This window comes from Corynebacterium sp. HMSC055D05, assembly GCF_001810365.1.
GTDB lineage: Bacteria > Actinomycetota > Actinomycetes > Mycobacteriales > Mycobacteriaceae > Corynebacterium > Corynebacterium coyleae.
Genome location: NZ_KV801050.1, coordinates 1 through 895 on the forward strand (window position 1 = coordinate 1; position 895 = coordinate 895).

Below are 895 nucleotides of genomic sequence, written 5' to 3' on the forward strand. Positions count from 1 at the left end.
GGTACTCGAGTGGCGAACGGGTGAGTAACACGTGGGTGATCTGCCCCGCACTTCGGGATAAGCCTGGGAAACTGGGTCTAATACCGGATAGGACCACTTCTTGGAGGTTGTGGTGGAAAGTTTTTTCGGTGTGGGATGAGCTCGCGGCCTATCAGCTTGTTGGTGGGGTAATGGCCTACCAAGGCGTCGACGGGTAGCCGGCCTGAGAGGGTGTACGGCCACATTGGGACTGAGATACGGCCCAGACTCCTACGGGAGGCAGCAGTGGGGAATATTGCACAATGGGCGCAAGCCTGATGCAGCGACGCCGCGTGGGGGATGACGGCCTTCGGGTTGTAAACTCCTTTCGCTAGGGACGAAGCGCAAGTGACGGTACCTAGAGAAGAAGCACCGGCTAACTACGTGCCAGCAGCCGCGGTAATACGTAGGGTGCGAGCGTTGTCCGGAATTACTGGGCGTAAAGAGCTCGTAGGTGGTTTGTCGCGTCGTTTGTGTAAGCCCGCAGCTTAACTGCGGGACTGCAGGCGATACGGGCATAACTTGAGTGCTGTAGGGGAGACTGGAATTCCTGGTGTAGCGGTGGAATGCGCAGATATCAGGAGGAACACCGATGGCGAAGGCAGGTCTCTGGGCAGTAACTGACGCTGAGGAGCGAAAGCATGGGGAGCGAACAGGATTAGATACCCTGGTAGTCCATGCCGTAAACGGTGGGCGCTAGGTGTGAGTCCCTTCCACGGGGTTCGTGCCGTAGCTAACGCATTAAGCGCCCCGCCTGGGGAGTACGGCCGCAAGGCTAAAACTCAAAGGAATTGACGGGGGCCCGCACAAGCGGCGGAGCATGTGGATTAATTCGATGCAACGCGAAGAACCTTACCTGGGCTTGACATACACCAGA

At 57.7% G+C, this 895-nt stretch carries 1 rRNA gene; it reads left to right on the top strand.

Annotated elements, in window-relative coordinates:
- Window positions 1-895, top strand: a 16S ribosomal RNA gene (locus HMPREF2734_RS03360); the annotation flags it as partial.